Source organism: Streptomyces sp. NPDC052301 (genome assembly GCF_044593395.1).
Classification (GTDB): Bacteria; Actinomycetota; Actinomycetes; order Streptomycetales; family Streptomycetaceae; genus Streptomyces.
Map to the genome: position 1 here is coordinate 541,069 of NZ_JBIUBE010000001.1, position 26,926 is coordinate 567,994.

Below are 26,926 nucleotides of genomic sequence, written 5' to 3' on the forward strand. Positions count from 1 at the left end.
GCGGACCCGCACAGCGGGGCAGCCGTCGCGGTGCGGGTCCGAGCACACGACCCGCGACCGGTTCCGGCGGGCCTGCGCCGGGAATGGCTGGCCGGCCACTGGGACCAGGCGGAGGAGGGCATCTGGGAGACCCGCGGCGGTCGCCAGGACTTCACGTACGGCCGGGTGATGTCATGGGTGGCGTTCGACCGCGCGCTGCGACTCGCCGAGGCGAAAGGGTGGCCGTCCGCGGCCGGGCGCCGGCAGGCCGGACGGGACGCCGTCTACGAACAGGTCATGGCCAAGGGGTGGAGCGAGGACCGGCAGGCCTTCGTCCAGCACTACGGCAGTGAGGTCCTGGACTCCTCGCTGCTGCGCAGGGCGGCGGTCGGGTTCCTCACCCCCGGGGATCCGATGTGGGCGGCGACCCTGGACGCCATGGAGCAGGAACTGGTCAGCGACAGCCTGGTCCACCGCTACAACCCCGACGCCTCGCCCGAGGCCCGCGGGGCTCGGAGGGGACCTTCTCGCTCTGCACGTTCATGTACGTCGACGCGCTGGCGCGCGCGGGACGGACCAACCGGGCGAGACTGGTGTTCGAGAAGATGAGGGGGTACGCCAACCACCTCGGTCTGTATGCGGAGGAGATCGACCCGACGGGCCGTCAACTGGGCAACTTCCCGGAGGCGTTCACCCATCTTGCGCTCATCGACTCGGCCCTCACCCTCGACGCGGCTCTCGAACGGCGGTAGCCGGCCGGGGCCGCCGTCCGGTCAGGCCTCGTCACCGGCGGCACCGCGCCGCAGGTCGGCGTCGGTGAGGCCCTCCAGCTCGCCATGGGTGTCCAGCCAGTACAGCAGGGCGACCGCGGGGACGACGAGCACGACGGCGACGAGGGTGACGACCGCCAGCCAGCGCAGCGTGGTGTGGGCGCCCGCGCCGTCGGCGACGGTCAGCGAGGTCGGGACGAGGTAGGGGCGCTGCGCCATGCCCCAGGCGAGGACGGACGACGCGACCACGCCGACCGCCGTGACCCGGGACCAGGCTCCGGAGGGACGTGTCAGCAGCCAGGCGGTGGCGAGCGTGGCCAGCACGGCCACGACGACGAAGAAGAGGCCCACGCCGTGCGTGAGTCCGTGCCACACGTGCGGCGCGTCGCCGTGCGTGACGATCAGCGTGATCACGGCGAGGACGGCGACGACGGCCAGGGCGGCCCATGCGCGCCGCCGGAAGTAGCCGTCCAGGTCCGGCGCGGCGAATCGCCGGGCGTCCGCGGCGAGGAAGACCGCGCCGAGCAACGCCGTGGCCGCGATGGCGAGCAGGCCGAACAACAGGGACGTGGGGTTGGCCCAGGCGTCCGCGGAAGCCGTCGTGCCGGCGGTCACGCGGCCGGAGGCCACTCCCCCGATCACGGCGCCGAAGAAGAACGGCGTCAGCAGCGAGGCTACGGCGAACACCGCTCCGTACAGGCGCCGACCGGCCAGGCGCCGGGCCGGCTTGCGCAGGGCGAAGCCGGCACCGCGCAGCACGATGCCCACGGCGGCCAGCGTCAGAGGCAGCCACATGGTGGTGAACACCCGCTGGAAGAGGACCGGGAATCCCGTCCACGAGATGACCAGCACGAAGACCAGCCAGACGTTGTTCACCTCCCAGACGGGCTCCATCGCATGGTCGATCAGGCGGCGCGGGCGCTCGCCGCGCTCCGCCCCGCCCGCGACGAGGTCCCAGAAGCCGGCTCCGTAGTCGGTGCCTCCGCCGCAGGCATAGGCGGCGATGGCGAGCAGCAGGACCGCGGCGATGACCCCGGCGATCACAGTCGGCTCCCGGTGGAGCGCGGCCCGTACGGCGTGTCCGTCTCCGGTGTGTCCGTCTCGGGTGTCTCCTTCGGTGGCAGCGGCCCGCCCGACCGGTCGGCGAGCCGCCAGCGGGAGCGCATCTTCAGCAGCACCGCGAGGAACGACCCGAAGACGAAGACGTATACGACGATGACCACACCGAACGTGATCCACAGGCTGGTGGATCGCGTGGCCGTCACCGCTTCGGCGACCCGCATGTTCTGGTACACGATCCACGGCTGGCGGCCCACTTCGGTGGCGATCCAGCCGCACTCGACGGCGACGACGGAGGCGAGGCCGGCCACGGCCGCGCACCGGAAGAACCAGGGGGTCCTGGGCAACCTGCGGTGCAGCAGCCACATCGCCGCGTACCAGAGCGCGAGCAGCACCAGCAGCGAGCCGATCCCGACCATGGTGTCGAAGGCCCAGTGGGCGATGGTGGCCTGGGTGGCCGTCGGCCGGTCGTTCGCGGGGACCGAGGTCAGCCCGTCCACCTTGGTGTACGCGTGGAACCCGGCGAGGACGGAGTCGAGCTGCGGGATCCGGATGCCGCCGGAGATGGTGCCGTTCGGATGCAGTCGGCCGAAGAGGTACTCCGGCTGGTGCGTGTCGGTCTTCCAGACGATCTCCATGGCGGCGAACTTCACCGGCTGCTTGTGGAACACCTGCCGGGCGATGGAGTCGCCGAGCACGAACTGCACGGGTGTGCACACCGCGGCGAGTGTGAAGGGGATCGTGAAGCCGAGCCGGTGGTACCGGTCGCGGCGGCCGCGCAGCCATCCGACGGCGTAGACACCGGCCACGACGTAGCCCGCCGTCACGAACATCGCGAAGACGAAGTGCCAGTACTCCGGGCCGAACATGGGGGTGAAGATCGCCTTCCAGACCTTCACGTCGACCGGGTTGCCGGCCGGGTCGAGGGTGAAGCCCCGCGGGGTGTTCATCCACGAGTTGGCCGCCAGGATGCCGAACGCCCCGAGCAGCGCCACCGCGGGCAGGGGCAGTCCGAGCAGGAAATGGGCCCGGGAGGGGAGCCTGCGCCAGCCGTAGAGGTAGATGGCGATGAGGACGGCCTCCAGGAAGAACCCCCAGGCCTCCACCCCGAATCCGAGGCCGAAGACATCGCCCCACCGGCCCATCATGCCCGGCCACAACAGCCCGAACTCGAAGGAAAGCACCGTGCCGGTGACGACGCCGATCGCGAACTGGACCGCCATGACGGCCGACCAGCGCCGCGCCAGCAGCAGCGCGGTGGCGTCGCCACGGCGCAGTCCGTAGCCGTGCATGATCAGCGTGATCAGCGGCAGTGCCACGCCCATGGGCACCAGGATGATGTGTGTGGCCAGCGTGAAGGCCATCATCGATCTGGCGGGCAGGGTTTGCGGCGGCACGTCTGCCAGCAGCACGACCATGTGCATGCGATGTCTCCGGGGGGCGGCGCGGGCGGGGGCGGGTCAGCCGCCGGTGGCGAAACCCGGGAAGAGCGTCATCCCGCCGTCGACGTACAGGGTGGCGCCCACGACGTAGTCCATGAGGTCGGACGCGAGGGCGACGACGGCGTGGGCGATGTCCTCGGGCTCGCCGATCCGCCGGTACGGGATCAGCTGCATGAGCTCCTGCTGCGCCTCGGCCGTCTCCCAGGCGCTGCGGTTGATGGGGGTCTTGATGGCTCCGGGGGCGACCGCGTTCACCCGGATCCGCTTCGGCGCGAGTTCCTGCGCGAGCGTCGCCATCATCATGCCTACGCCGCCCTTGGAGGAGGCGTAGTTGACGTGACCGGCCCAGGGGATGATCTGGTGGACCGAGCTCATGCAGATGATCTTCCCGGCCGAGCACGACACCTCCGGGACGACCCCGCGGCGCAGGAACTCCTTGGCCGCCTCGCGGGCGCAGAGGAACTGCCCGGTGAGATTGACGTCCAGGACCTTATGCCACTGGGCGAGCGTCATGTCCGTGACCGACGCGTCCCGCTGCAGTCCCGCGTTCGCGACCAGGATGTCGAGCGTGCCGAACTCCTTGACCATCCGGTCCGTCATGGCGACGACCTGGTCCTCGTCGGACACGTCCGCCTCGTAGGCCGCCGCCCGGACCCCGAAACCGGTGATCTCCTCGACCACCTTCTCGGCCTCGTCGCGGCCGGCCACGTAGTTCACCACGACATCGGCCCCGGCCCGGCCCAGGGCGACGGCCGTCGCCCTGCCGATTCCGGAGTTCGCGCCGGTCACCAGCGCCTTCTGCCCCTTCAGCAGGTGGGCGGGGATCACTCCCTGGGGTGCGTTCTCGGTGGAACTCACGATGTCCTGCTCCTCCACTGCCCGACCCGCCTCCGCCGGGCCCGTCGCCCGGAGATCCGGGCTTCAGACAAGCACCGGTGGGAACGGCGGCCCACCGGGGCGGCCCCGCCTTGCGCCGCCCGGCCGAGCATCTTCGCCCGGTCGGGCTCCGGGCACCGGCGAGGGTCAGCCCAGCCGCTCCAGCAGGTGGTCACCGACGCGGAGGGCGTTCGCGATGGCCGTCAGGGACGGATTGACCGCGCCGATGCTCGGGAAGAAGCTCGTGTCGACGACGTAGAGGTTGTCCAGGTCGTGCGCCTTGCAGTTGACGTCCAGGGCGGAGGACGCCGGGTCGGTGCCGAAGCGCACCGTGCCGGCCTGGTGTGCCGTGGCGCCGATCGGCATGCCCTTGTGCAGGTAGATGCTGCGGGACAGCAGACGGTGCTCGCGCATGCCCAGGTGGCCGAGCATGTGCTGCAGTTTGTGCCGCAGGCGTTTCAGACCGGCGGTGTTGTTGCCCTCGTCGAGGGTGAGCCGTATACGGCCGTCGTCCTCCAGGGTCACCCGGTTCTCCGGCTGCGGCAGGTCCTCTCCGCACAGCCAGAAGTCGACGGCGTGATGGGCCAGGACCTCGAACGGCATGTCCGGTGACACCGCTCCGGCCCAGCGCGGCGCCTCGCCGTGGATCTGTTCGGAGTCCGACTTGCCGAGCATCTGGATCCCGCCGAGGGGGTAGTCCCAGTCGTCGGCGCCCAGGTACCAGTCGTGCAGGGCGAGGGTCTTCTGGAACTTCGTGTCGTTGGGCTCCTCCGAAACGGCCATCAGGGCGAGGTTGTTGTGGCGCATGTAGTGCCGGCCGACGACGTCGGAGCTGTTCGCCAGCCCGCGCGGGTGCCGGTCGTCGGCCGAAGCGAGCAGCAGGGCGGCGGAGTTGACGGCCCCGCAGGCCACGACGACGACGTCGGCCGAGAAGCGGGCCTCCTGCTCGTCCGGGAGCCGGGCGACGACGGTGGTGACGCTCCGGCCGGTGGCGTCGGTCTCCAGCCGCGTCACCTGGGCGCCGGTGATCATCTCCACGTTCGGGTGCTGCAGCGCCGGCTCCACACAGATCACCTGCGCGTCGGACTTGGCACGGACCAGGCAGGGGAAGCCGTCCACCCGGTCGCAGCGGATGCAGACGCTGCCGTGGGTGGCCCGGCCGTGCTCGTCCTGCGTGAGGTCGACCCCGATCGGCAGGTGGAAGGGGTGCAGCCCCTGCTTCTCGAGATCCTGGCTCAACTGCTCGATGCGAGGCTCGTGTTCGACCGGTGGATAGGCGTACTGGGCACTGCAGGGCCCTTCCCAGGGGTCCTCACCGTGCCGGCCGTGGACCAGGTAGAGGTGCTCCGCCTGGGTGTAGTACGGCTCCAGGTCGTCATAGCCGATGGGCCAGGCCGGCGAGATGCCGTCGTGGTGGCGGAGTTCGCCGAAGTCCTCGGGGCGCAGCCGGAACAGCGCCGCGCCGTAGAACTTGGTGTTTCCGCCGACGTAGTAGTTCACCTCGGGCGGGAACTCGTTGCCGTGTCTGTCCAGCCAGAATTCGGGGGCCCGGTACTTGGCCTTGACGAACACGGCCGTGGAGTCCCAGTTGTCGCGTTCGCGCCGTAGGTAGTCGCCTCGTTCGAGGACGAGTACCCGCTTGCCGGACGGGGCGAGGCGGTGGGCCAGCGTGCCACCGCCGGCACCGGTGCCGATCACGATGACGTCGTACGGAGGCAGGGCGTCCACGGCAACCACCGTCCTTGCTCTCGTGGTCTGCGGCCGTTGCGGGTCCTTGCCCTTCGAACGTACGCGCCCCACGGCGGAGCGGCACCCGGAATGTGCCGCGCACGCGCACCGCCGTCACAGCACGGCGATCGGGTTCACCGGAGAGCCGGTCGCCGCCGGAAGCCGCAGGGGGGCGACCACGCACAGGAAGTGCCAGCGCGCCTGCTCGTCGCAGAGTTCTGCCAGCCCCTCGAGGTCCAGGTAGTCCAGCAGATGCAGCCCCATGGCGTTGACCGCCAGCACGTGCACGGGGAACGCGACCTCGGCTACCGCACTCGGCGCGGCGTCGCTGTTGCCGTCCGAGCCGAGAACGGACACCTGCCGCTCGGCCGGGAAGCGCAGGGCCGTCGGGTGCAGGCCCGCTCGGGCCGCCGCCACGTCCCAGGGGCCGAGGGTCCGCCTGCGCAGGCGGTGTCCCACGCGCACGAACAGCAGATCGCCCGGTCCGACCGTGGTCCGCTGGGCGGTCTCGGCCGCGACGAGGTCCTCGGCGGTCACCTGCTCCCCGGGTTCCAGCCACGGCACGCCGCGCAGGCGCGGGACGTCCAGGAGGACCCCACGGCCGACGATGCCGTCGTGCACCAGTTCAAGGGTGAGCGCCTCGGCGCCGTCCGGTGTCACGGTGCTCGCCGGGACGCCGCCGTACAGCCGGCCGTCGTAGATGACGTGGCAGAGCGCGTCGAGGTGGCTGTCGACGTCGCCGTGCACGTTCATGGCGAAGCGGTCACGCGCGAAGTCCAGGCCGTGCGTGCCGGTCTCCCCGTGCGCCGGTGCCGTCATCCGGTGGGACGCGGGGTCCGGACTGTCCGGACCGGACCGGGTCTCGACGGGCGCGGCGAGCGACACGGTGCGCCCGCACCGGACCTCGGCGGCGGCCGCCACCACGCGCTCCGGCGTCAGCCGCTCCAGCGCGCCACGTCCTGGGTGGCCGCCGTCCGGGCTCTCGTCCCGCAGCCGGCGGAACAGGTCGCGGAAGGCGGCTTCGGACAGGGGGTGCGGTGCCGGGGGGTGCGGGGGTGCGGGCCGCTGATGCGAGGGCATCGGGAACTCCTCCCTCTCGTGCCTCGGCCGGCGCTCGCAGCGGTCACGGTCGCACGGATCACGAAGGCGATCGCCGGGGTGCTGCGAGGCGCCGGGACTATGTGTTCGGCCGGGCCGCGCTGATGTCGCCCAGGGCCGATCCCGCACCGCGCTCGATCGCCATGTCCCCCAGGGAGACGATGCCCACGGGACGGTCCCCCTCGACGACCGGGAGGCGCCGGACCGCGTGCTCGCGCATCAGCCCGAGGGCCCGGTCCAGGCTGTCGTCCGGGCCGACGGTGACCACGTCCTCGCTCGCCGCCTGGATCACCGTGGTCCGCTCCGGGTCCGAACCGTCCGCGCACACGCGCACCACCAGGTCGCGGTCGCTCACCAGGCAGCGCAGGCGACCGTCGTCCGTCACCAGGACGGCGCCGACGTCCTCGTCGCGCATCAGCCGGGCCGCCGCGGCCACCGATGCCTGTGGCTCGACGGTCACCGGATCGCCGGTCATGATGTCCCGCACGTACTGAGCCATGGGAAAAGCCCCTTCTCACGGTGCGACGGTGTCTGCCGGCACCCGGGTACCCCTCCGGCGGGACCATCCGCGGTGAAGGCGAGGGTGATCAGGGCCAGGGCGACGGTGTACGTCACCATGACGAGCACGGCGCGCCCGGGGAAGTCGGTCCCCGCGGCTCCCAGCCCGACGAGCAGGTCCGAGCCGAGGAACACCAGCCCGCCCCGGGCCGCCCCGCGCCCCAGCACTCGCGCGGTCAGCGCCACGACGACCAGTGCCGCGGCGTAGACGGCCACCGCGGTGCCCAGGACCGGTCCGAGCGCGGGAGCGAGGGCGGTGACCGCGGCGGCCCACACGGCGAGGTGGACGGCGCACAGCAGCCGGCGGGTACGCAGATACCGCAGCGCACCCGCGCGCACGAACGCGGCCGTCCAGCACAGCTGCGCGCCCAGGAAGAACGCGATCCCGGCGGCGAAGGCCCCCGGCCCGGGCAGCATCAGCACCGCGTCCCCGGCGGCGGCGAGGCCGAGCCCGGCCAGGACCGGGCCGTGCCGTGTGCCGGTCCGGCGCCACAGGTGTACGGCGAGCACGGGCGCGAGCAGGGGCTTGGCGACCCACTCCAGGGGCGGCAGGCCCGCCGCGACCCCGGCGATGTCGAAGGCGGCCAGTGCGGCGAAGGCGACGATCAGCGGTGGCATGTCAGCCGTCCGTCCCGGGTGCCCAGCCGGGCGGCCCGAACAGGTACCCGGCCCGGTCGCGCCAGCGCCGCGCCGCGCAGACGTCGCGCCAGACGGCCGCGAACTCGTGGAAGGCCACCCGCACCGGGTTGTAGGTGTCGATGTTCTTCGTCAGGCCGTACACCACGCGCACGCCCTCCGGCTCGAACGTGCCGAAGATCCGGTCCCAGACGGTGAGGATGCCGCCGTAGTTGCGGTCCAGGTAGACGTTGTTCGAGCCGTGGTGGACGCGGTGGTGGGAGGGCGTGTTGAAGAACCACTCCACGGGCCGCCACAACCTGTCCACCCGCTCGGTGTGCAGGAAGAACTGGTAGACGAGGCTGAAGGCCTGCTGGAGCAGGATCATCCAGGGCGGAACGCCGAGCAGGGCCAGCGGGAGCCAGAAGGGCAGGCCCGTCATCGGTGTCCAGCTCTGGCGCAGGGCGGTCGAGAGGTTGAAGCGGAGGCTCGAGTGGTGGACCACATGGCTCGCCCACAGCACCCGCACCCGGTGGTGGGCGCGGTGGAAGGCGTAGTACGCCAGGTCGTCGCCGAGGAGCAGCAGCACCCACGTCCACGCGGAGGACGGCGACAGGTGCCAGGGGGCGACCGTGAAGAGGGCCGCGTACACCACGATCGTCGCCGCCTTCCACGGCACCGCGACGACCTGGCTGCCGGCGCCCATGGACATGCTGGTGACGGTGTCCCGCAGTTCGTAGCCGCGCTCGTCGTCGTCCGGGAGGAAGCGGTAGGACAGTGCCTCGACGACGACCAGCAGCACGAACGCCGGTATCGCGTAGACCACGGCGGGGATCATGTCAGCGCACCGCCTTCCGCGGCGCCGCGGGCACGCTGCGGGACAGCAGCTCGCGCGCCAGCCGTTCGGCCGCCTCGGCCTCGCGTGCCGCGATGTGGGCCGCCAGCCGCCGATGTGCTTCGACGTCGAGGAGTTCCGCGGCCCGCAGGTCGTCCGGCACGTCGGCGACCGGGAGCGTGCCGCCCACCAGGCTGTTGAACGCCAGCAGGTAGGCGATGTTCCCGGAGCCCTGGACGATCAGCCGCCACCAGGCGACGTCCGCGTCGGCCAGTTCGGTCAGATCGGGCCCGCTGCGCGCGTACCGGCCCGCGGCCTCGACGAGCTCCCCGGCGGTGGCCTCGGAGCACCGGAGCGCGCACAGCCGGGCCGCGTCAGCGCCGATACACGCCCGCATCTCCAAGGCGTCGCGGGCGAGATCCGCCACCGAGGGTCCGGCGTCGGCCGCCGCGATGCCCAGGGCGAGGTCGAGGCCGGCGGTGTGCCGCCAGTCCAGGACGAGCGTGCGGCCGCCGTGGCTGACCTCGACCAGCCGCGCCTGCTGGAGCCGCTTGACGGCCTCACGGACGGCATGGCGGTTCACCCCGAACTCGGCCGCCAGGTCCCGTTCGGCCGTGAGCGCGGCACCGGGCGGCAGCCGGCCGCCGAGGATCTGGTCGCGCAGCAGGGCGAAGAGCTGGTCGGAGACCGCCTCCCGCCGGATCAGTCCCTGATTCATGGCGAACAGAGTGGGCGCGCAGGGCCAACTGGTCAACTGGTTGGACCAGCCTTTTCTGCGGCGGCTGCACTTCGCCCCGGGGGAACTCGTACTCTCCGGTGAGGGGTCCCAGCCGGTCCACCGGCCCGTGCGGGAGTACTTCGTGAGGGATGCAGCCGACGGTGAGGGTGCGCTCGTATGACGACGGCAGTCGTGGTCGGCAGCGGGCCCAACGGCCTCGCGCCGCCCTCACCCTCGCCGCCGCGGGCGTGCGGGTCCGCGTCATCGAGGCGGCGGACGTCCTCGGCGGCGGCGCCCGCTCCGGCGAGCTGACCCTGCCCGGCCTGGTGCACGACGAGTGCTCCGGCTTTCACCCCATGACGCCCGGCTCGGCCTTCGCCCAGCGGTTCGACCTGGCCGGGGCCGGCCTGACCTGGCGCTGGGCCCCGGCCGAGTTCGCACACCCGCTCGACGGCGGGCGCGGCGCGGTCGCGGTCCGGTCGGTGGCCGAGACCGCCGCCGGGCTGGGAGCGGGCGGCCGGGGGTGGCGGCGCACGTTCGGGCCGCTCGCGCAGCGGTTCGGGACGATCAGCCGGGAGTTCCCGCAGTCGGTGCTGCACGTTCCGCGGCACCCGGTCCACCTGGCCCGGCTCGGCGTCTACGCCGGACTGCCGGCCACGCTGCTGGCGCGCCGCTTGCGCACACCGGAGGCCCAGGCCCGGCGCCGACGCCCACGGCATGTGCGGCTGCAACGCCGCGCGGCGCGCACTCGCCCGGCTCCGACGGCGTCAGGCGGTGCCCCGGGGCGGTGCCCCGCCCGCCACCGCCCCCTGGGACGCGCAGTGCTGCAGCAACGCCGAGACCGGGCCCTCGACGACTCGGTAGCGTACGACCCGGCCGTCCTTCTCGCCCTCCACGACACCCGCTGTCCGCAGCAGACGCAGGGCCTGCGACACGGCGGTGTCCCGCATCCCGGTGGCGACGGCCAGGTCGGAGACGGCGATGGGGCCCGCCTCGTGGAGGGCCAGCAGCAGGGACAGGCGCCCGGGGTCGGAGAGCAGGGAGAAGCGGTCGGCCCAGGCGCGTACCCGCTCGGGTTCGCCGACGGCTGCGATGGCGTCGCAGACCCGATGGCCGTCGATGGTCCGCTGCCCGGCACGTTCCGCGGGGACGAGATGCATGCGCCCATCATCGCAGGAGCCGACTCGGGCCTCCACAGCTGCGCAGTTGTGCAGCCTTGCAGCCTCCACCTCTCGCCTTCTAGGGTGGGCGGGCCGTGGTGTTCGGGAAGACCGGTGACAGTTCCTCAGGAACTCAGTCCGGAGCGGCCCTCGCCACTGTGATCGGGGAGTTCCCGCCCCATGCGTTGCCACTGGCCTCACGGCCGGGAAGGCAGGGGCGGGCGCGATGACCCGTCAGCCAGGAGACCGGCCACGGCAGCACGAAGCTGATCCACGAGGTGTTGGAGCGTGACCGTATGACCGTGTCCCGAGGCGTGCCCGAAAGCGCCGCCGCCCCGTCTTTCCGGTGGCGCCGTGAGGACACCGTCCGCACCGCCGGTCTGCTGGCCGTCATCGTCGCTCTGCACGTGGTCGCCTTCGGGATCCTCTTCGTGCTCGTGGTCCCGCACCACTACGAGGTCGGCTCCAGGGCGTTCGGGGTCGGCCTGGGCATCACGGCGTACACCCTCGGTATGCGGCACGCCTTCGACGCGGACCACATCGCCGCGATCGACAACACCACCCGCAAGCTGATGGCGGACGGCAAACGACCGGTCTCGGTGGGCTTCTGGTTCGCGCTCGGGCACTCCAGCGTGGTCGTCGTCATGGCCGCGCTGGTCGCCGGCGGCGCGAAGCTCGCGGGCACCCTGATGAACGACGGCTCCCGGACCCACCAGGTCCTCGGCACCGTGGGCACCACGGTCTCCGGCGGCTTCCTCTACCTGATCGCCGCCCTCAACCTCGTGGCGCTGTTCGGCATCGCCCGCGTCTTCAGGGCGATGCGGAACGGGAATTACGACGAGGCCGAGTTGGAGGCCCACCTCGACTCACGCGGGTTCATGAACCGCATCCTGGGCCGGCTCACCAGGTCCATCCGCCGCCCCGGCCAGATGTTCCCCCTCGGCTTCCTCTTCGGCATCGGCTTCGACACCTCGACCGAGGTGCTGCTCCTCGCCCTGGCCGGCAACGGCGCCGCCGCCGGCCTGCCCTGGTACGCAGTCCTGTGCCTGCCCCTTCTGTTCGCCGCCGGCATGAGTCTGTTCGACACCCTCGACGGCACCTTCATGAACTTCGCCTACCAGTGGGCGTTCTCCAACCCGGTGCGCAAGGTGTTCTACAACCTCACCATCACCGGCCTGTCCATCGCGGTCGCCTTCTTCGTCGGCACGATCGAGCTGGTCGGGGTGCTGCACGACAAGCTGGGCCTCAGCGACGACGTCTCCGGCTGGATCGCGGACCTGAACCTGGACAGCGTCGGCTACGTCATCGCCGGCCTGTTCGTGGTCGTCTGGGCCGCGGCCATCGGCTACTGGCGCCTGGCGAAGGTCGAGGAGCGCTGGAGCACCCGCACGGCCGACACCGGCTGACGGCACGGCACGGCCCCGCTCACCGCGACCGCGCTACGGGCGCCGTCTCCCGGCCTCGTAGTGGCTGGGCCTTCCGTCGAGTTCGACCAGGCGCCCGAGTGCGGCGGCCTCGGCCCGGGGCATGAGGGTCCAGGTGGCGTCGGCGCGGCGGAGGGCGACGGAGTGCGGGATCACGGTCCGGCCGAGCACCTCGACCTTCCGCGCCGCGTCGAGCGCGCCGGGCGGGATTCCCTTGCCGGGGGGGAAGCCCGTACCGATCACCTTGTCCCCTGCGCGGAGGCGCAGCAACAGCTCCAGACCGGAGGCGTTGCTGGTGACGATCCGCCTCGGGGTGCTGGAGAAGGTGGTCCTGGCGCCCGTGCAGTCGGTGACGGACACCGGTTGGGCGCCGGACCCGGCGTTCCCCGCCCGCCCCGGATCCTCGTCCGCCGAGCCCGTCCCCCCGCCGCCGCACCCCGCCACCAGCAGGCCGCCCAGCGCGACGGCCGCCGCACCGCCCCGCACTCGAGAACGCATCGGCCAACTCCCGGATCCACTCGGTACACGGGGGCCGAGCTCCGGACGAACCGTGTGGTGCCCGTCAGGTGATCGGAGAGGATGGGACGAAGACCCTGACGGTGACCGAAGGAGCAGCCCCGTGACCAGTCGCGTCACCCTCGTCTCGCCCGCGACGAGCCCGTCGCTGCGGCAGGCCCGTTTCTACGACGGCGACTCGATCGACGAGGTCGGCGCGACCCGCGCCCGTGAGGCCGCCGGATCGCTGCGCGCGCCCGCGCGGGTGGTCGCGTCGCCGAGTGCGCGCTGCCGGCAGACGGCGGCCGCGCTCGGCCTCGACGGCGTGGAGACACCGGAGTTGGCGGGCCTGGACGTGGGCCACTGGCGAGGCCGCACGCTGGAGGAGGTGGCGGCGACGGACCCGGCGGCGGTGGGCCGCTGGCTCGCCGACCCCGGCTGGGCGGCACACGGCGGTGAGTCGGTGCGCGACGTGTGCGAGCGGGTGGGGCGCTGGCTCGGCACCGCGCAGGACACGGACGGGCGTACGGTCGCCGTGGTCGAGCCGGAGGTCGTACGGGCCGCGGTCGTGCAGGTCCTGGGCCTGCCCCCGACTTCCTTCTGGCGGCTGGACGTGGCGCCGTTGACGGCCACGGAACTCAGCGGCCGGGCCGGCCGGTGGAATCTGCGTCTGGGGCAGCCGCTGCCCCGGTCGGCCACCGCCTCGGTGGGCTGAGGACGCGGGTGGTTCAGGAGGTGGCGTCCCGGTGCCTGCGCAGCAGTGCCGCTATCGCGCAGCGCAGGCATGCGGCGCCCCCGCCCGGCTCCGTCGCCCTTCCCGTGGCGCAGGGCGCCGGGCACGGTGTCGGCGCTGCGCGTGTCCGCTCGCGGCAGTCCGCCGGGGCGTGCACGAGCGTCTCCAGCTCCCGGAGGAGCTGTTCGGTCCGCTTCGCCTGCTGGGCGAGCACCCGCACCCGGGCGCTCTGGCCGCCGATCTGCCGCCTGCTGGCGATCAGTTGCTCGTACTCCTCGACGGTGAGAGCGACCGCCTCACGGCCCGCGAGGGTGATGCGGCGCGGCTGGAGATGTCTGGCCACTCGGTCCTCCGCTCCTCGGCTCGGTGGTCCCCGCGCTGATCGGCCGGTGGCTCGTGCCCTGTCCGTGACCGATCGCGTCGGTGCCCGGAGAACGCCAGAGGGCCCCCGGATGGTTCCGAAGGGCCCTCTGGCGTCCCGAAACCGTCAGTTCGAGGCGGGAACCGTCCGCCCGGACGGGGCCGTCGCGGACTCGGGGTTGAGCTGCCGCTCCGCCAACTCACCGAAGAGCAGGCCGAATCCGCCCCACAGGACGGCCTGGACGGCCAGTGCGGAGAGCCGGAACCGCCACAGCAGGGTGGCCGGGAAGTCCCTGGGCACCTCGTTGACGACCGGCAGGAACGCGTAGGCCAGGCCGATCACGACGGCGAAGGCGGCCACCGCGACCACGGTCGCCCACCAGGTTCCGAGGCCGGGCGCCAGGCGCTTGCCCAGGATGGTGGCGGCGACCGCGAGGAGGACGCTGAGCAGCATCATCAGGAAGTACAGGGCGGTCCGCTTGCCGATGGTGTCGGGGTCTCCGACCGACGGCGGATTGGCCGGGTACTTCAGGAACGGTACGACGTACACGGCGAGCAGCGCGCTGCCGGACAGCAGCAGCGCGGTCGCCCGCGGGCCGAAGCGGCCGACCCTGCCGAGCGCGACGCAGTACGCGAGCGCGGCGATGCCGCCGAAGGCGACCCCGTACACGAGGACACCGGTGGCGAGGCCCGCCGTGGACTGCAGGGAGCGGGAGACGACCTCCATCTCGTGCTCGTGGGAGTGCGCCGCCTCGAAGCTGATCGCCTTGTCGACGTTCGGCTCACCCAGGAGGTAGGCGGCGACCAGGGCGAGCACGCCGGCGGCCAGGCCGGCGAGCATGCCCCGCACGAGGAGGTTTCTTACCGTTGCGGAATTCATGGGAGTCGCGGCGTCCCTCGCGTCAGTGGCAGGGGAAGCCGAGCAGGTGGCGGGCGTCGTGCACCCATTCGTGGACGTCCGTGCCGTTGAACACGGAGGTGGCGCCCTGCTCGGCGCCGACGAAGTACAGCAGGACGAGCATCAGGATGCCGAAGAAGACCGCCCAGGGAGCTATCGCCTTCAGCGGCAGCGTGGCGGGAACGGCGGGGGTGGTGGCAGTCGGCCGGGCGACGGTCTGCGCCATGGCAGAACCTCCTCTGGGAGTTCGCGTCCCATCTCGGTGGTGCACAGGACGACGGCCACGGGTCTGACTCACAAGCCGCCCGGGGGCGCTTGCACACAGTGGCGCGACCGTGCCGGATTCCCACCGGCTTCCGTCTCGCCGTCGTCGATATCGGACCGACCGTACCGCGGTGTGCGGGCCCGGCCAAGACCGCGTCCCCCTGGCGTGATCTTCGTCTCGGGGCGGGGCGGAGCGTCCGGCGGGCCGGCGGTGCCGGAATGCCAACGGCCGCTTCTCCACGGGCGGTACGGTTCGTGGCGCGATCCCTCCCGTTCCTCAGGGACGCACCGTGCGCCGCGGTGGGGTGAAGGCGTACAGGTCGAGGATGTCGGGCCGGGGAGCCACGCCCGGGCCACCGGCACGTACCCAGGCGACGATGTCCTCGGTGGCGTCCGGGTCGTTGACGAGTCCGAGCCAGACCGGCCGCGCACCGGCGGCCCGGCCGGCGGCGGACGGCCGGACGACGATGACGTTGGCCTGGTCGCACACGTCGAGGCACTCCGACACGCGCACCGGCACCGCCGCCCGCAGCCGTGCGGTCTGGGCCGCGTGATCGACCCCGGGCAGTTTGGGGCTGCCGCAGCAGCAGTCCCGGCAGACGACGACCCGGCACGGCACCGGCCCGCCGTCCTCCACGGCCTCGCCCGGTGTCTCTTCCGTCGGCCTCTCGGGCACGGCACCGCTCCCCTCCCGGGGAGATCCGCCCCGGTGTCGCTCGAGGAGGCGACCGCGTGAGTCTCCTGGCTCCCGGGGCCGCACGCGCCCCCGCCCGGCTCCGGGCGGGGGCCCGTTGAACGCGCCCACCGGTCACAGTGGCGGGACCGCGCCGGATTTCCACCGGCTTCCTCGGACCGCCGTCGCCTTGTGTTCATCGGTCATCATGTCATCCGGCGCCGGTCCGGGCGTCCACCGCGACCGTGCCGCGGCGGAGTTCCGCGACCGCTTCATGAAGTCCCCGGTGTCCATGGGGGCTCGGCCGACGGGCGCCGCTGGACCTTGGTGCCGCTCCGGGCCGGCGCCGTGGCGGGGACGCGGGGTTCGGCGGGCGTGTCCGGCAGGGTGAGGAAGAGGGTCATGGCGGCGCTCGCCAGGTAGAGGCCGGCGAAGATCCACATCACGCCCTGGACGCCGAGCGGCCCGAGGAAGAGCGCGACCACGGCGGGGCCGACGAACGTGCTGGCCCCGGCGCCGAGGTTGAGCGCGGACATCGCCTGGCCCTTGTGCTCCGGTGCCAGGGAGGGCATGAGCGCGGACAGCGGGACGTACCCGGCGAGCGTCGCCCCGAAGAGACTCACGAGGACCATGGCCGGGACGAATTCGTCGCCGGAGGCCACGGTGCCGTAGTAGAGCAGGAGCGTGGTCACCGCACAGCCCACCCCGCCGAACCAGGCGACGGTGCGCTGCCAGCCGAGACGGTCGCCGACGAGGCCGAAGAGCAGGTTGAAGAAGATGTTGGTGGCGAACATCGCGGACAGCAGGCGCAGCCACTCGGTGAGCGTGAAGCCCAGCGTGTCCGTGAAGAAGACCGGCAGGAAGACCAGGAAGCCGAACTGCGCCGCGGTGTTGACGGTGCGGACCACCGCGCCGGTGCCGACGCGCGGGTTGCGCCAGACGATGGAGAGCGAGCCGAGGAGCGTGGCCACCGGACGCTCCCCCGCCGGGGCCAGCCGGCTCCTGCCCGTCGGCTCGGGCACCAGGAGCAGCGCGACCAGGCCGCCCGCCACCACCAGGGCCAGCGCGAACCACAGGGTGCGGTACGTGCCCATCCACGGCACGGTGAAACTGGCGACGAGGGAGCCGAGGGTGGGCAGCCCGCCGGTGAAGGCGAACCAGAACCAGCCCACGGCCGAGCCGAGCCGGTGCCTGGGGGTCACCGCCGTCACCCAGACGAGGAAGCCGTAGGCGAAGAGCGGATAGCCGAAGCCCCGCAGGCCGTAGCTGATCAGCAGGAGCGTGTAGTGGTGGGCCGGGAGGGCGAGGCCGAGGAACACCACCTGCAGCGCCGTCCAGATGCCGAGGCCGAGCATCATCACGCGACGCGGGCCCCACAGGTCGGACAGTGCCCCGGAGAACCAGGCGGAGACGCTCGCCGTGACGCCGTACACGGTGAACAGCAGCGCCACGCGCTCCTCGGAGATGCCGTCGTGCAGCAGATAGGGCGAGAGGAATCCCGATTCGACACCGTCACCGATCATGAAGATCAGGACGCCGAGAAATCCCCAGGAAAGGGCCCTCGGAATGCCAATGCGGTCGAGGAGTTCCGGCGGTGCGGATTCCTCACGGGAAGGGGAATGCAGGGGGACGGTCACGGCGGCCACCTTCTTGCGGAAATTGGGGAGAGCGGAGTGCCGTACGGCGTGGCACCGATGAAAAGTCCGCACCTCGGCGCGGTCAATCCGGCGGGGGAAAGACCTCGCGAGCCGTGTGACCCGTGGTGTGAAGTCGTTGTTCCGTCGTCGGGTGAGCTGCCCGGGGGCGGGCGCGTCGTGGCAGCTCAGCGTGGCGGGCGAGAACACGGGCGGAACGGCGCGCCGTGTGAGGACCGTGTGATGTTCACGAGGTGCCGTGCGGCCGGAGCGCGCCCGGCGCGCCGGGGACCGTGCGGAGGGCGACCCCGCTGTCCCGCAGCCGCCGAACCTCTGCCGCCGGGGCCGCGTCGTCGACGAGCACCAGGTCGAAGTCGGTGAGCGGAGCGAGGGCGTACAGGCCCTGGTTCGCGAACTTGGTGTGGTCGATGATCAGCACCCGGCGCGAGGCGGCCGCCATCATGGCCCGCTTGACCTGCACCGTCTCGGGTGACATGTGATAGCAGCGGCCGCCGGTGACCGCCGTCGTGGACATGAACAGCACATCCGCCCGGAACGCCTCCACGCTGTGCGCCGTGTGGGCGCCCATGAAGGCGTCGTAGGCCGGGAAGTAGGTGCCGCCGAGAGCGATCAGGGCCACGCCGGGTTCGTGGGCCAGCGCCGAGATGACCGGCAGCGAGTTGCTGATCGCCGTGATCGGCGTGTGGTCCGACAGGTGGCGGACCAGGTTCAGGCAGGTCGTGGAGTCGTCGATCATCACGACCCGACCGGGTGCGAGCTCCTCGGCGGCGGCCCGGGCCAGCAGCTGCTTGGCCTGCACCATCGTCGTCAGGCGTTCGCCGGCGCTGCCGTGGAACTGGGTCGAGGGCAGACAGCTCGCCCCGCCGCGCACCTTGCGCAGCCACCCCTGGGCCTGGAGGGCGTCGAGGTCCCGGTGGACGGTCATGACGCTCACACCGAACCGGTCCGCGAGGTCGGCGGTGCGGACGAACCCCTTGCTGGTGACGAGTTCACGCAGCCGGTTGCGGCGCTCCTCCTGGGCGTCCGTCCGGGCGTCGGGGCCGGTCATGGCGTCCGCTCCTTCCGGCAGGTGGACGGCCTCCCGCCGGAGCACACCGGAACCGGCGAGAAGAGTCTCGTGCGAAGTCCACACGAACGTAACACGACGGGGGTGGACTGTGACCCGTCCGGTGTCCCTGCGAGCGGCGCGGTTGCCGGCCGGAGTGGCCCGTCCGGCGGAGAAGTTCACACGGGTCGGGGGGCAGGCCGCGGGACGAATCCAGGGGGCGATTGACGTCACCCGCGGCGCGCGATTCCCTGATTTCTGCGAGCCGCACGTGGCGGGACCGGTCGGACGAACTGGTCCGGGTCGTGGGCGCGGCCTTTGTGAAGGGGCAGGTATTGCAGTCATGTCGGTTCTCACCATCGACGTCGGAACCTCGGTCATCAAATCCGTGGTGTTCGACGACCAGGGCCAGGAGTTGGCGGTCTCCCGCATCGGCACCGAGGTGCTGCGGCCCCGTCCCGGATGGGCGGAGCAGGACATGGACGCGGTGTGGAACGGGGTCGTCCGCACCGTGCGCGGCGTCCTGTCCCGGCTCGGTGGCCAGGACCCGGTGTGGCTGGTGAGCTTCACGGCCCAGGGCGACGGCTGCTGGCTCGTGGACGGTGACGGGCGTCCCACCGGCCCGGCGGTGCTGTGGTCCGACGGGCGGGCCGGCGACCTGCTCACCCGCTGGCAGGCCGACGGTGTCCTGGAGCAGGCGTTCCGCCGCAACGGCTCGCTCACCTGCAGCGGCATGCCCAACGCGGTGCTCAGCTGGCTCGCCGGGCACGACCCGGAGCGACTGCGGCGCTCCCGTACCGCGCTGACGGCGGCCGGCTGGCTGTTCCTGAAGCTCACCGGGGTGAGCGCCGTCGACGAGTCCGACGCCTCGGCGCCCTTCCTCGACCACACCACCGGCGCCTACGACCCGGAGATCCTCGACCTCTTCGCGATGCGGTGGGCCGAGCCGCTGCTGCCGCGGATCCTCGGCGAGCACGAGCGCATCGCCGAGATCACCCGGCACACGGCCGCCGAACTCGGTCTGCCCGCCGGCCTTCCCGTCGTCATGGCCCCCTACGACATCGCCGCCACCGCCCGCGGCACCGGAGCGGTCAGCCCGGGACAGGCGTGCGCCGTCCTCGGCACCACCCTGTGCACCGAGATCGTCGTCCGGGAACCGGACACCCGCGGCGAACCGTGCGGCATCAACATCGCCTACCACGGCCGTGAACGGGTGCTGCGCGCCTTCCCCACCCTCTCCGGCACCGAGGTCCTCGACTGGGCCTGCCGCACCCTGTCCGTCGAGGATCCCGCCGCCCTCGGCAGGCTGGCCTTCGACACCGAACCGGGCGCGGGAGGCCTGGCGTTCCTGCCGTACCTCTCGCCCGCCGGGGAGCGCGCCCCGTTCCTCGACCCGCACGCCCGGGGCGTCTTCTGGGGCCTGTCCCTCGACCACACCCCCGCCCATGTCGCCCGCGCCGTCTTCGAGGGGCTGTCCCTCGTCGTCCGCGACTGCCTGGCCGCGTCCCGGACGGACGTGCACGAACTGCGCCTGTGCGGCGGCGGATCGGCCAGCGACGCCTGGTGCCGGCTCATCGCGGACGTCACCGGTGTGCCGACGGCCCGCAGCGCCGACACGGAGCTGGGCGCCAAGGGCGCGTTCCTCACCGGTCTCGTCCTCACCGGGGCGGAGAGCAGCATGCACAGCGCCGCCGCCCGGTACGTCCGGATGCGCGCCGGCTGGGAGCCGGACGCCGAACGGGCCGCGTTCTACGACGGTCTCTACGACGCCTACGTCACCTGGCGCGACACCGCCCGCTCCGTCGGCTGGGCCCCCGCCCCCGCGGCCCGGCCCGCCGGGGTGCCGGCCGCCGCTCCCGCCCGCGCCCCGGAGGCCCCGCGTGTCTGACGCACTGTCACCCGAAGCCGTCCACCTCGGACTCGACCTCGGCACCCAGAGCGCCCGCGCGGTCGCCGTGGACGGCACCGGCCGGCTGCTGGGCGCCGCCTCACGCCCGCTCACCGGCCGGCGCGAGGGCGTACGCCACGAACAGGACCCCGAGCAGTGGTGGGCCGCGCTCGCCGCCGCCTGCCGCGAGGCCCTCACCGGCGTCGACGCGAGCCGGGTGCGGGGTCTGGCCGTGGACGCCACCTCCGGGACCGTGCTGCTGGCCGACGCGGCGGGCGTCCCCCTCACCCCGGGGCTGATGTACGACGACCGCCGGGCCGACGCGTACACCGACCGCGTCGACACGTGTGGCGCGGACGTGTGGGAGAGGCTCGGCTACGGCGCCATGCAGCCGTCCTGGGCGCTGCCCAAGCTGCTGTGGCTGCTGGACGATCTGGCCGGGCCGGGCGGCCGGGGCCTTCCGGCCGGCGCCCGTCTGCTGCACCAGGCCGATCTGATCACCTGGCGGCTGACCGGTCACCAGGTCGCGAGCGACGCCAGTCACGCCCTGAAGACCGGCTACGACCTGATCGCCGAGCGGTGGCCCGAGGACGAGCTCGACGCGCTCGGCGTGCCGAGGGCGCTGCTGCCCGGTGTCGTCCCGCCCGGCACCGTCCTCGGCACGGTCTGCGCCGGGGCCGCCGAGGCGACCGGCATCCCCGCCGGCACCCTCGTCACCGCGGGCATGACCGACGGCTGCGCGGCCCAGATCGGCGCCGGGGCGCTCACGCCCGGCTCCTGGAACTCGGTGCTGGGCACCACCCTGGTGTTCAAGGGGGCGAGCCCGCACCTGGTCCGCGATCCCGGCGGCGTGGTCTACTGCCACCGCGGGCCCGGCGGCGCCTGGCTGCCCGGCGGCGCCTCCAGCAGCGGCGCCGGTGTCCTCGCCCACCGCTTCCCCGGCGCGCGCCCCGCCGACCTCGACACACTGACCGCGCGGGCCGCCGCGACCGGCTCCACCGCCGTCGTCTACCCGCTGGTCGGCTCGGGCGGCGAGCGCTTCCCGTTCCGGGCCCCCGACGCCGAACCCTTCGTCCTCGGCGAACCCGCCGGAAGGGCGGAGGAGTTCCACGCCTGCCTGCTGGGCGTGGCGCTGGTGGAACGGCTCTGCTTCGACTACCTCGACCACCTCGGCGCCCCCGTCGACGGCCCGGTCACGTTCACCGGCGGCGGGGCCCGCAACCGCTACTGGTCACAGCTGCGCACCGATGTGCTCGGCCGCGCCGCCCGGCTGCCGGAGCAGGCCGAGAGCGCCCTCGGCATGGCGGTGCTCGCCGCCACCGCCTCGGGTGCCACGCCGGCCGAGGCCGCCCGCGCCATGGTGCGGGTGCGGGAGGAACTCCGTCCCGACCCCGCCCGCACCGCCCGTCTGCTCCCCGTCTACCTCGACTTCGTCGACGCGCTGGTCCGCCGCGGCTGGCTGGCACCGGCCGTGGCCGACCACGCGCGCGGAAAGGCCGTCCCGTGACCGACTTCGTGCTCGTACGCCACGGGGAGACCGTCTGGCACGCGGACAACCGCTACGCGGGCCGCACCGACGTGCCGCTCACCGAACTCGGCCGCCGGCAGGCCGCCGAGCTGGGGACCTGGGCCGCCGGGCAGCACCTGGACGCCGTGCTCTGCTCGCCGCTGTCCCGGGCCCGGCAGACCGCCGAGCCCGCGGCGGCCGCGCTCGGTCTCGCGCCCCGGGTCGACGAGCGCCTGTACGAGGTGGACTTCGGCCGCGGTGACGGCCTGACCCGCGCCGAGATGGCCGAGGCGTTCCCCGAGGCGCTCGCCGCCTTCCTCACCGACCCGGTCGCCCACCACCTGCCCGGCGGAGAGCACCCCGCGGCGGCGGCGGCCCGCGCGGTCGACTGCCTGCGGGAGACCGCGCGGAAGCTCCCCGACGGGCGCGTCCTCGTCGTCGCCCACTCCACCCTGCTGCGGCTGGTGCTGTGCGAGCTGCTCGGCATCCCCCTCGCGCACTACCGGCAGGTCTTCCCCGCCCTGCACAACGGCGCCCTGACCGAACTGCGGCTGCGGGACGGCCGGGCGTCCCTGCTCCGCCTCAACGCACCCGTCCGCTGATCCACCGCTCACCGGGAGAACCACCGTGCCCACCACCGCCCTCGCCGCCGGCGACCACTTCGTCCTGCCCGAGCTGCTCGCGGAGGAACTGCGCGCCGCGACGCCCGCCGGCACCGACCTGGACGTCCGGCAGCTGCAACTCCCCTGGCCGCACATCCCGTTCGGCAAGGTCGCCGAGGTCGACGAGGCCTCGGGCACCGAGGAGGAGATGATCGAGGCGCTGCGCGGCGCACGGATCTGCGTGACGCAGATGGCCCCGCTCACCGAGCGGGTGCTCGCCGCCTGCCCCGACCTGGAGCTGTTCTGCGTCAGCCGGGGCGGGCCGGTCAACGCCGACCTGGAGGCCGCGACCCGGCACGGCGTAGCCGTCTGCTACGCCCCGGGCCGCAACGCCGTCGCCACCGCCGAGCACACCCTCGCGCTGATCCTGGCCGCCGCCCGCGGGATCGGTGACGTCCACACCGACCTCAGGCAGGGCACCTGGCGCGGCGACCACTACGACTACACGCGCTGCGGCGTCGAGATCGACGGCTCGGTCGTGGGCCTGGTGGGCTTCGGCGCCATCGGCTCGCGCGTCGCCCGGGTCCTGGACGCCATGGGGGCCACGGTCCTCGTCCACGACCCGTACGTGCGGCCGGAGACGGTGCGGGGCGTCGCGCGGCTCGTGTCCCTGGAGGAGCTGCTGAGCCGTTCCCGGATCGTGTCGCTGCACGCGCGCGTGACGGACGAGACCCGGGGCATGATCGGACAGGCGCAGATCGAGGCCATGCCGCGCGGCTCCGTCCTCGTCAACTGCGCGCGCGGCGCCCTGGTCGACTACGACGCGGTGTGCGACGCGCTGGACTCGGGACGGCTGGCGGCCGCGGCCTTCGACGTGTTCCCCGTCGAGCCGGTACCGGCCGGCTCGCGTCTGCTGTCCACCCCCGGCGTCGTCCTCACCCCGCACATCGCAGGGGCCAGCCGCGACGTCGCCCACAAGGCCGCCCGGATCGTCGCCGCCGAGGCGGGCCGCTTCCTGCGCGGCGAGCCGCTGGCCCACTGTGCCAATCCGCAGGTGTCGGGCGGCTGAGACGGACCGCCGAGGACGGGTGGCCGGCGGTCTCCAGGCTGGTGCCGACCGTCGCCCACCCGTCACCGAGGACGCCGATGCCCCGACTCGCTCTCTCCGACGACTTCGTCGCGGACCTGATCCCGCTGCAGAGATCCGTCCAGAAGGAAGTCAACGACGCGATGCAGATGTTCCGCAGCATGACCGTACGTTGAGCGCAGCCGCATGCTGGAGCCGGTCGCGGGCTGAGCTCGGCCCCGTTCGGCGTCCCCGGCCGGGGAGCGGTCCGGGGGCGCCGCGGGCACCGTCGTCAGGCCCGGATCTCCCGGACGACGACGGTACGGGTCCTGTCCTGGGTGTCGTACGTGATCTCCCGCCCCGCCGGCTGACCCGTCAGCGCGAGCCCGAGCGGCGACGACGGAGAGATGATCTCCGCCTCCCCCGTGGGGAGTTCGGCGATGGTGTAGAGGGTGGCGTCGTCGGTCCGCCCGTCGAAGTCGAGCACCAGCAGCGCGCCGGGGTGGACCGCCCGCGGCGCCCCCGCCTCCCGGCCGACCCGCACGGTGTCGAGGAAGCTCCGCAGGAAGCCGAGCCGCTGCGTGCGGCGCTCCCGCTGGGCGGACTGTGTCTTCCTGAGGAAGACGAGGTTCGCCGCGTCCACGCCCACGGGCGTGTCGTCCGGGGCGTCGATGGCGGCCTGCAACTCCTGCATCTCGCGCAGTAGCCGGTGGAACGCGGCGGCGAGCCTCGGCGAGCAACGGCAGCCGGGCGTCACTTCGACGTCCTGCTCGGCGGCCGTGCGCCGGGATGCTGTAGGCCCAGGTCGCGGAGGCCCGGCGGCCCTTGCGCAGGGTGCCGGCGAGGTCGTCGTCGAGGACGTCCGTCCGGGGGTCCCGCACCTGACGCCCCGTCCTGCCGTACGGCCCGGTGCGCACCGGCAGGGTGATGCCGTCCAGGTCGACGGGCCCGGCGGTGCCGTTGCTCAGGTACAGGGTGCAGCGGCCGAGGTCGTCACCCTGCCGGTACCCGTGGGAGTCCTCCGGGCCGACCAGCTCGTACGGCGTCGTCGACGCGGACATGCAGTCCGTCGTCGTAGTGACGAACGGAACCGACCGGCCGAACGCCGTCGCCGAGGCCCTTGTCACCCTGGCTCACGCGCCACCCCACCCGCTGTTGAGGACGCACCCCCGGCACGCCGGCCCATGTGTGAACTGAGCACACACGCCGAGCGTAGCAGTCACAGCGGGGCCGCCCGACCGAACAGTCCAGGAGAGAGAATCTCATCGATTGACTCTGTTCACATGTTCGATGATGATGACTCACCGGTCGGTCTGAGACCCTGTCAGCCGGACCGGCGGCCCTGACGTCGTCTCATCCGGTCCTCAGCGCAGCACCATTCACCCGAGGAAGACTTTCGTGAGCGAAAACGGCTCCGGTGGAAGAGTCCGGCCGGCCAGGCCCGGCGACCCCTCCCGCATAGGCCCCTACCGCATCGTCGGTCGTCTCGGCGCCGGAGGCATGGGCACCGTCCATGCCGGGGTCGCCGCCGACGGCACCCGCGTGGCGGTGAAGGTGATCCATCCCGAGCAGGCCCAGGAACCCGAGTTCCGGGCCCGGTTCCGGCGGGAGGTGCACCTGTCCTCCCGGGTCACCGGGCCGCACCTGGTGCCGTTGCTCGCCGCCGACCCCGACGCACAGACCCCGTGGCTGGCCACGGCCTACGTCCCGGGGCCGACGCTGAACCAGCACGTCCTCGCGCACGGCCCGCTCACGGAGGCGAGCCTGTACGCCTTCGCGGCCGCCACGGCCGGGGCGCTGGCCTCCATCCACGCCGCGGGAGTGGTGCACCGGGACGTCAAGCCGCAGAACGTCCTGCTCACCCCGGCCGGTCCGCGGGTGCTGGACTTCGGCATCGCCCACGCCGCCGACGGCACCAGCGTCACCCGTACCGGGGTGATGTCCGGCACGCCGGGCTGGATCAGCCCCGAGCAGTACCGGCAGGGCACCGCGGGTCCGGCCGGCGACCTGTTCGCCTGGGGAGCGCTGGTGGCCTACGCGGCAACCGGGCGGCTGCCGTTCGGCGCCGGCGCGCCGGACGTGGTGGCCTTCCGCGTGATGTCCGGGGAGGCGGACCTGGACGGGGTCCCGGCACCGCTGCGCCGGATCGTCGAGCGGGCCCTGGCCCAGGAGCCGGGTGACCGCCCGTCCGCCGCCCGGGCGGCCGAGGAGTGCGGGGCCCTGCTGGCCTCCCAGGCCACCCAGGTGGTGAACGCCGCCGCGATGCCCACGGTGACGGCCGTGGACATGGTGGCGGCCGTCTGGGACGTGCCGGCCGGTGACGACCCCACATGGCAGCTGCCCTCCGGCGGGAGCCGGGCGAGGATGCGGCGGGCCGGGATCGTCGTCGCCGCGGCCGTCGTGGTCGGCGGCCTGGCCGGCGGGGCGGTGGCCCTCCTGCCCGGCGGCACCGGGAAGGACCCCCGGCCGCCCGCGTCGGCGGCCTCCTCGTCGCCGCTCGCGTCGGCGGGGTCCGCCCACCCCGCGGCGAGCCCGGCCGCGCAACGGCAGGGCACGAGCGGCGAATCGGCGAGCGCGCAGACCTTCGCCCGGGCACGGGCGGCGCAGGGCGCGGGCGAGCACGACGTGGCACGCGCCGTCCTGCACGACGAGGGTGTCGTCGCCCAGGAGCTGGGCGACGGCGCCGAGTTCACGCCGGACACGGTGAGGTTCGCCCCCTCGCGCCGGGAGATCTACCTCTCGTACCGGCTGACCGCCGACGAGCAGGGCGCCATGTACGCCGAGACGGAGATCGCCAAGAACATGTGCCTGACGGCACGGGACGTCGTCCTGCGTCTCCACCCGGACCTGCCGTACCGCCACTACGTCCTGGTGAAGGAGGAGCAGGGCCAGGGCCTCCAGGTGACGTGGCAGGACGACTTCGTCGCCAACTCCTCGTGCCGGTCGGCCGCCGACGACGACACCGGGCAGGAGCCGGGCACCGCCGAGGACTGGCAACCGGACGAGGACGGCCTCGGCAACGCGATGATCCCCAGCACCGACGGCACCGAGATCCGCGTCGCCGACCGCACCGCCAGGAAGATCATCACGGGCTCCAACGCGATGCGCGGGACCCTCGGCACCGACCGCGTCCTCGGCAACGCCGAGATCAAGGTGGGCTTCGACACCGGCAACTCGGTGATGTACGTGTGGTCCGACTACGTGCAGTGGAATCAGGAGCAGGTCGAGTCCTGGGCGTCCATGGCCGCCGGCGAGGCCTGCCGCGCCCTCGTGACCCAGCGCGAGAGCGCGTCGGGCGGCAGCTGGCCCTACTCCCGCTACGCCGTCGCGGAGATCGGCGGGTCCGGCTACCTGATGATCCGCTGGGGCACGGCCACTTCGCGCTCCGAGTGCCCCGCCGGGTGACGACCCGGTACGACGCCCGGGCGCCCGGGCACACCGGTGGCGGGACCGGCGTACGACGGTCCCGCCACCGGCG

Annotated in this window: 25 protein-coding genes, 2 pseudogenes and 3 riboswitches; of the genes and pseudogenes, 9 read left to right on the plus strand and 18 right to left on the minus strand. The window is 73.0% G+C overall.

What is annotated here, in order from left to right; translation table 11 throughout:
- Positions 1–81: 81 nt before the first annotated feature.
- A pseudogene (locus tag ACIHEJ_RS02205) lies at positions 82–731 on the plus strand (glycoside hydrolase family 15 protein); the annotation flags it as partial.
- Between the two features lie 21 nt (positions 732–752).
- Here the strand turns inward: ACIHEJ_RS02205 and ACIHEJ_RS02210 are convergent.
- The 9 genes from ACIHEJ_RS02210 to ACIHEJ_RS02250 form a co-directional block, all read right to left on the minus strand.
- Positions 753–1,793, minus strand: a complete 1,041-nt coding sequence (locus ACIHEJ_RS02210; RefSeq protein ID WP_400131342.1) for a cytochrome d ubiquinol oxidase subunit II — start codon at positions 1,791–1,793, stop codon at positions 753–755.
- On the minus strand, positions 1,790–3,232 hold the full coding sequence (locus tag ACIHEJ_RS02215; protein ID WP_400131343.1) for a cytochrome ubiquinol oxidase subunit I: 1,443 nt from the start codon (positions 3,230–3,232) through the stop codon (positions 1,790–1,792). Before ACIHEJ_RS02215 ends, ACIHEJ_RS02210 begins: the two co-directional genes overlap by 4 nt.
- A 36-nt stretch (positions 3,233–3,268) precedes the next feature.
- Positions 3,269–4,063: an SDR family oxidoreductase gene (locus ACIHEJ_RS02220; RefSeq protein WP_400131790.1), complete on the minus strand. Its 795-nt coding sequence runs from the start codon at positions 4,061–4,063 to the stop codon at positions 3,269–3,271.
- 210 nt (positions 4,064–4,273) lie between these two features.
- Complete coding sequence (locus ACIHEJ_RS02225) at positions 4,274–5,863, minus strand: GMC oxidoreductase (protein ID WP_400131344.1); 1,590 nt, start codon at positions 5,861–5,863, stop codon at positions 4,274–4,276.
- A 105-nt stretch (positions 5,864–5,968) separates the two neighbouring features.
- Complete coding sequence (locus tag ACIHEJ_RS02230; RefSeq protein ID WP_400131345.1) at positions 5,969–6,934, minus strand: cyclase family protein; 966 nt, start codon at positions 6,932–6,934, stop codon at positions 5,969–5,971.
- A gap of 97 nt (positions 6,935–7,031) precedes the next feature.
- Positions 7,032–7,451, minus strand: coding sequence for a CBS domain-containing protein (locus ACIHEJ_RS02235; RefSeq protein ID WP_400131346.1), 420 nt, complete (start codon positions 7,449–7,451; stop codon positions 7,032–7,034).
- Positions 7,424–8,128, minus strand: coding sequence for a lysoplasmalogenase family protein (locus ACIHEJ_RS02240; protein WP_400131347.1), 705 nt, complete (start codon positions 8,126–8,128; stop codon positions 7,424–7,426). The genes ACIHEJ_RS02235 and ACIHEJ_RS02240 overlap by 28 nt, the downstream gene beginning before the upstream one ends.
- Before the next feature lies 1 nt (position 8,129).
- A complete protein-coding gene (locus ACIHEJ_RS02245) occupies positions 8,130–8,963 on the minus strand; it encodes a sterol desaturase family protein (RefSeq protein ID WP_400131348.1) in 834 nt (277 codons plus the stop codon).
- Position 8,964: 1 nt separating this feature from the next.
- A complete protein-coding gene (locus tag ACIHEJ_RS02250) occupies positions 8,965–9,678 on the minus strand; it encodes a FadR/GntR family transcriptional regulator (RefSeq protein ID WP_400131349.1) in 714 nt (237 codons plus the stop codon).
- Between ACIHEJ_RS02250 and ACIHEJ_RS02255 the strand changes: the two genes are divergently transcribed.
- Positions 9,677–9,859: a hypothetical protein gene (locus ACIHEJ_RS02255; protein WP_400131350.1), complete on the plus strand. Its 183-nt coding sequence runs from the start codon at positions 9,677–9,679 to the stop codon at positions 9,857–9,859. The two genes, ACIHEJ_RS02250 and ACIHEJ_RS02255, sit on opposite strands and share 2 nt — an antisense overlap.
- A gap of 586 nt (positions 9,860–10,445) precedes the next feature.
- Here the strand turns inward: ACIHEJ_RS02255 and ACIHEJ_RS02260 are convergent.
- Complete coding sequence (locus ACIHEJ_RS02260; RefSeq protein WP_400131351.1) at positions 10,446–10,838, minus strand: ArsR/SmtB family transcription factor; 393 nt, start codon at positions 10,836–10,838, stop codon at positions 10,446–10,448.
- Positions 10,839–10,917: 79 nt separating this feature from the next.
- Positions 10,918–11,108, plus strand: a riboswitch (cobalamin riboswitch).
- Positions 11,109–11,134: 26 nt separating this feature from the next.
- On the opposite strand from ACIHEJ_RS02260, the gene ACIHEJ_RS02265 reads away from it, so the two are divergent.
- Positions 11,135–12,244: a HoxN/HupN/NixA family nickel/cobalt transporter gene (locus tag ACIHEJ_RS02265; protein ID WP_400131352.1), complete on the plus strand. Its 1,110-nt coding sequence runs from the start codon at positions 11,135–11,137 to the stop codon at positions 12,242–12,244.
- 165 nt (positions 12,245–12,409) lie between these two features.
- On the opposite strand, the pseudogene ACIHEJ_RS02270 reads toward ACIHEJ_RS02265, so the two are convergent.
- A pseudogene (locus ACIHEJ_RS02270) lies at positions 12,410–12,760 on the minus strand (ABC transporter substrate-binding protein); the annotation flags it as partial.
- Between the two features lie 121 nt (positions 12,761–12,881).
- Between ACIHEJ_RS02270 and ACIHEJ_RS02275 the strand changes: the two are divergent.
- Complete coding sequence (locus ACIHEJ_RS02275) at positions 12,882–13,472, plus strand: histidine phosphatase family protein (RefSeq protein WP_400131353.1); 591 nt, start codon at positions 12,882–12,884, stop codon at positions 13,470–13,472.
- Between the two features lie 13 nt (positions 13,473–13,485).
- Here the strand turns inward: ACIHEJ_RS02275 and ACIHEJ_RS02280 are convergent, their stop codons facing one another.
- The 6 genes from ACIHEJ_RS02280 to ACIHEJ_RS02305 form a co-directional block, all read right to left on the minus strand.
- Positions 13,486–13,833 (minus strand): hypothetical protein, encoded by a 348-nt coding sequence (locus ACIHEJ_RS02280; protein ID WP_400131354.1) that lies wholly within the window; start codon positions 13,831–13,833, stop codon positions 13,486–13,488.
- A 144-nt stretch (positions 13,834–13,977) separates the two neighbouring features.
- The gene (locus ACIHEJ_RS02285; protein ID WP_400131355.1) at positions 13,978–14,730 is read right to left on the minus strand and encodes a CbtA family protein; all 753 of its coding nucleotides are present in this window, start codon (positions 14,728–14,730) and stop codon (positions 13,978–13,980) included.
- 22 nt (positions 14,731–14,752) lie between these two features.
- Positions 14,753–14,974, minus strand: a complete 222-nt coding sequence (locus ACIHEJ_RS02290; RefSeq protein ID WP_400131356.1) for a CbtB-domain containing protein — start codon at positions 14,972–14,974, stop codon at positions 14,753–14,755.
- Positions 14,975–15,009: 35 nt separating this feature from the next.
- A riboswitch (cobalamin riboswitch) is annotated at positions 15,010–15,149 on the minus strand.
- A gap of 140 nt (positions 15,150–15,289) precedes the next feature.
- On the minus strand, positions 15,290–15,688 hold the full coding sequence (locus ACIHEJ_RS02295; RefSeq protein ID WP_400131357.1) for a (2Fe-2S) ferredoxin domain-containing protein: 399 nt from the start codon (positions 15,686–15,688) through the stop codon (positions 15,290–15,292).
- 58 nt (positions 15,689–15,746) lie between these two features.
- Positions 15,747–15,861, minus strand: a riboswitch (cobalamin riboswitch).
- A gap of 96 nt (positions 15,862–15,957) precedes the next feature.
- Positions 15,958–17,208, minus strand: a complete 1,251-nt coding sequence (locus ACIHEJ_RS02300) for an MFS transporter (protein WP_400131358.1) — start codon at positions 17,206–17,208, stop codon at positions 15,958–15,960.
- Between the two features lie 358 nt (positions 17,209–17,566).
- Positions 17,567–18,388 carry a DeoR/GlpR family DNA-binding transcription regulator gene (locus tag ACIHEJ_RS02305; protein ID WP_400131359.1) on the minus strand — a complete coding sequence of 274 codons (822 nt, stop codon included), beginning with the start codon at positions 18,386–18,388 and terminating at the stop codon, positions 17,567–17,569.
- A 340-nt stretch (positions 18,389–18,728) separates the two neighbouring features.
- Here ACIHEJ_RS02305 and ACIHEJ_RS02310 point away from each other — a divergent pair, with 340 nt between their 5' ends.
- From ACIHEJ_RS02310 to ACIHEJ_RS02325, 4 genes are read left to right on the plus strand one after another with little or no spacing between them, the layout of a single operon-like run.
- Complete coding sequence (locus tag ACIHEJ_RS02310) at positions 18,729–20,273, plus strand: FGGY-family carbohydrate kinase (RefSeq protein ID WP_400131360.1); 1,545 nt, start codon at positions 18,729–18,731, stop codon at positions 20,271–20,273.
- Positions 20,266–21,780, plus strand: a complete 1,515-nt coding sequence (locus tag ACIHEJ_RS02315) for an FGGY-family carbohydrate kinase (protein ID WP_400131361.1) — start codon at positions 20,266–20,268, stop codon at positions 21,778–21,780. The genes ACIHEJ_RS02310 and ACIHEJ_RS02315 overlap by 8 nt, the downstream gene beginning before the upstream one ends.
- A complete protein-coding gene (locus ACIHEJ_RS02320; RefSeq protein WP_400131362.1) occupies positions 21,777–22,382 on the plus strand; it encodes a histidine phosphatase family protein in 606 nt (201 codons plus the stop codon). Before ACIHEJ_RS02315 ends, ACIHEJ_RS02320 begins: the two co-directional genes overlap by 4 nt.
- Positions 22,383–22,407: 25 nt before the next feature.
- Positions 22,408–23,451 (plus strand): 2-hydroxyacid dehydrogenase, encoded by a 1,044-nt coding sequence (locus ACIHEJ_RS02325; RefSeq protein WP_400131363.1) that lies wholly within the window; start codon positions 22,408–22,410, stop codon positions 23,449–23,451.
- Positions 23,452–23,740: 289 nt separating this feature from the next.
- Here the strand turns inward: ACIHEJ_RS02325 and ACIHEJ_RS02330 are convergent, their stop codons facing one another.
- The gene (locus ACIHEJ_RS02330; protein ID WP_400131364.1) at positions 23,741–24,205 is read right to left on the minus strand and encodes a hypothetical protein; all 465 of its coding nucleotides are present in this window, start codon (positions 24,203–24,205) and stop codon (positions 23,741–23,743) included.
- Between the two features lie 641 nt (positions 24,206–24,846).
- Here ACIHEJ_RS02330 and ACIHEJ_RS02335 point away from each other — a divergent pair.
- On the plus strand, positions 24,847–26,853 hold the full coding sequence (locus ACIHEJ_RS02335) for a serine/threonine-protein kinase (RefSeq protein ID WP_400131365.1): 2,007 nt from the start codon (positions 24,847–24,849) through the stop codon (positions 26,851–26,853).
- Positions 26,854–26,926: the final 73 nt, after the last annotated feature.

What these genes read in the sequence shown, in the direction of transcription:
- ACIHEJ_RS02215 (WP_400131343.1), bottom strand. Translation starts at nt 3,232, where the DNA reads ATGCACATGGTCGTGCTGCTGGCAGACGTGCCGCCGCAAACCCTGCCC.
- ACIHEJ_RS02230 (WP_400131345.1), bottom strand. Translation starts at nt 6,934, where the DNA reads ATGCCCTCGCATCAGCGGCCCGCACCCCCGCACCCCCCGGCACCGCAC.
- ACIHEJ_RS02235 (WP_400131346.1), bottom strand. Translation starts at nt 7,451, where the DNA reads ATGGCTCAGTACGTGCGGGACATCATGACCGGCGATCCGGTGACCGTC.
- ACIHEJ_RS02240 (WP_400131347.1), bottom strand. Translation starts at nt 8,128, where the DNA reads ATGCCACCGCTGATCGTCGCCTTCGCCGCACTGGCCGCCTTCGACATC.
- ACIHEJ_RS02245 (WP_400131348.1), bottom strand. Translation starts at nt 8,963, where the DNA reads ATGATCCCCGCCGTGGTCTACGCGATACCGGCGTTCGTGCTGCTGGTC.
- ACIHEJ_RS02255 (WP_400131350.1), top strand. Translation starts at nt 9,677, where the DNA reads ATGGCGAACAGAGTGGGCGCGCAGGGCCAACTGGTCAACTGGTTGGAC.
- ACIHEJ_RS02250 (WP_400131349.1), bottom strand. Translation starts at nt 9,678, where the DNA reads ATGAATCAGGGACTGATCCGGCGGGAGGCGGTCTCCGACCAGCTCTTC.
- ACIHEJ_RS02260 (WP_400131351.1), bottom strand. Translation starts at nt 10,838, where the DNA reads ATGCATCTCGTCCCCGCGGAACGTGCCGGGCAGCGGACCATCGACGGC.
- ACIHEJ_RS02265 (WP_400131352.1), top strand. Translation starts at nt 11,135, where the DNA reads ATGACCGTGTCCCGAGGCGTGCCCGAAAGCGCCGCCGCCCCGTCTTTC.
- ACIHEJ_RS02285 (WP_400131355.1), bottom strand. Translation starts at nt 14,730, where the DNA reads ATGAATTCCGCAACGGTAAGAAACCTCCTCGTGCGGGGCATGCTCGCC.
- ACIHEJ_RS02290 (WP_400131356.1), bottom strand. Translation starts at nt 14,974, where the DNA reads ATGGCGCAGACCGTCGCCCGGCCGACTGCCACCACCCCCGCCGTTCCC.
- ACIHEJ_RS02300 (WP_400131358.1), bottom strand. Translation starts at nt 17,208, where the DNA reads ATGATCGGTGACGGTGTCGAATCGGGATTCCTCTCGCCCTATCTGCTG.
- ACIHEJ_RS02305 (WP_400131359.1), bottom strand. Translation starts at nt 18,388, where the DNA reads ATGACCGGCCCCGACGCCCGGACGGACGCCCAGGAGGAGCGCCGCAAC.
- ACIHEJ_RS02310 (WP_400131360.1), top strand. Translation starts at nt 18,729, where the DNA reads ATGTCGGTTCTCACCATCGACGTCGGAACCTCGGTCATCAAATCCGTG.